Source organism: Butyrivibrio sp. WCD2001 (genome assembly GCF_000424485.1).
In the GTDB taxonomy this organism is placed as follows: domain Bacteria; phylum Bacillota; class Clostridia; order Lachnospirales; family Lachnospiraceae; genus Butyrivibrio.
On sequence record NZ_AUJZ01000053.1, the window covers coordinates 1 to 1,638 of the forward strand.

At 39.8% G+C, this 1,638-nt stretch carries 2 protein-coding genes; one reads left to right on the top strand and one right to left on the bottom strand.

Annotated features, from left to right (window positions below):
- Positions 1-397: 397 nt before the first annotated feature.
- Positions 398-574, top strand: coding sequence for a hypothetical protein (locus tag G630_RS25210; protein ID WP_196805825.1), 177 nt, complete (start codon positions 398-400; stop codon positions 572-574).
- A gap of 3 nt (positions 575-577) precedes the next feature.
- Here the strand turns inward: G630_RS25210 and G630_RS0117770 are convergent, their stop codons facing one another.
- Entirely contained in the window at positions 578-1,327 is a 750-nt protein-coding gene (locus tag G630_RS0117770) for a helix-turn-helix domain-containing protein (protein ID WP_026499369.1), read from the bottom strand.
- Positions 1,328-1,638 lie beyond the last annotated feature (311 nt).

The window sequence follows — 1,638 nt, forward strand, 5'->3', positions numbered from 1 at the left end:
AGGGTTCTTCAATGGCTGAGTAAAGTTTTAATGTTGTTCGAGGTGCTTCTCCAGGCACCATATTTTCTATATCTTTCATGCATCGGCATGTGTAGCTGTTGCACTCAAACATCGTATTAGTAATAATTTTTGAAAGATTTTTTTCCATTTTCTCTTAAATTCCTTCCCTAAGAAAAAAAGAATAATAGTTCAAATAATGACAAAACCCCTTATTTTTGTTGCTTAACGGTCAGAGTATTTGTAATTACTTTGGCTCATTATACACGAAAATAAGGGGTGCTTCAATAATTAACCATTACATAGACGGCACAAGACAAGGGTTATTGTCTGGAATTATATTATTTCGATGTTTCAAATATACTACCATCATACAGAAATCAGTGAAGGAGGATGAACAATGAATAAAGTTGATTGGGAAATAAATATTGATGATCTTGCCTCAAGGGTGGCGGAGAAATTCGGAGGAGATGTTGTGGCATCCGTATTTCAGAGAGTAGGAGCTACATGCTTTGAGAATCTGAATCCAGAGTATTACAAAGAAGTTTTTAGCGATTTGATGCTGATGGATGACTAATCCTCATCCATCAACACCAGAATAAGCAACATTGTTGGCTTCATGCTTAATTTTGAGAGCTGGTGGAAGTTTATTTTGAGAAGCATTCTCCACAAGGATGTCTCGAATGTTGGTTGTAATCAGATAAGTGTTGATTTCAATCTGTTCACGATCTTTTGCAGCCCACAATTCATATTGATCCATATCACCGGGTTCAGTGTCTTCATTGACATAATCTTCCGGATTAACCCCAAAGCCATCATCACAAAGGATTTTTGTATATATGTGTTCAAGAACCGCTGCATTGAGCTTGTGATGTTTGCTACCGGTAAGAATTTCATCAATAAGGTAGAGACCATAGGATTGGTAATACTTGTGAGATAGCCAGTTTTCTTCCAGTTCCCGTATTTCTTCCCAATCCGGATGCTCTCGGAGGTTCTCGCAGTATTCGTGAAGCTGCTCCAATGCTTCTGCTGATAGTCCGGTGTACCTATGGGCATCGGTGATGTCATGAGTTCGCTGGTCGATTCTGCCAAGAAGATAATCAGCATCGCAGTCCAAGAGATCGCAGATATTGGCAAGTACATCTGCGGATGGAGCTGATTTTCCCTGTTCCCATGATTGGACGGTACCAAACATGTTGTGATCTCTGGTCTTCTTGATATCGCGAATCATGCCAAATTGCTTCATATAAGCATCGGCAAATGCCTGTTGGCTTGAATATTTACGTCTTCGGCACTCCTGAAGGCGCTCACTAAATATAGTTGTATTCATTAAATGCTCCTTTGCGAAAGAAAAGTATGAAGTATACATATAACACTATGCATTATAACTGACGTACCATAGCAATGCAATGAAAGCTTGAACATTGAGTTCATATCACTATGGAATAGCGGTATGAACTGGGTGTTCAGGCAACCAAATAAATAAAACTCCGCCCTGCGAAGTTCTCGAGATTACCAGAGCGGTGGATCATAAGGAATCCTATAACAGATTAAAGTCTGTTTCAGAAGATTCGATGACCACCGTTTTTCTCGGCATGCTTTTTGGGGTAACCAGCGCCGATGAGGTCATCAGATCCATCG

What these genes read in the sequence shown, in the direction of transcription:
- G630_RS0117770 (WP_026499369.1), bottom strand. Translation starts at nt 1,327, where the DNA reads ATGAATACAACTATATTTAGTGAGCGCCTTCAGGAGTGCCGAAGACGT.
- G630_RS25210 (WP_196805825.1), top strand. Translation starts at nt 398, where the DNA reads ATGAATAAAGTTGATTGGGAAATAAATATTGATGATCTTGCCTCAAGG.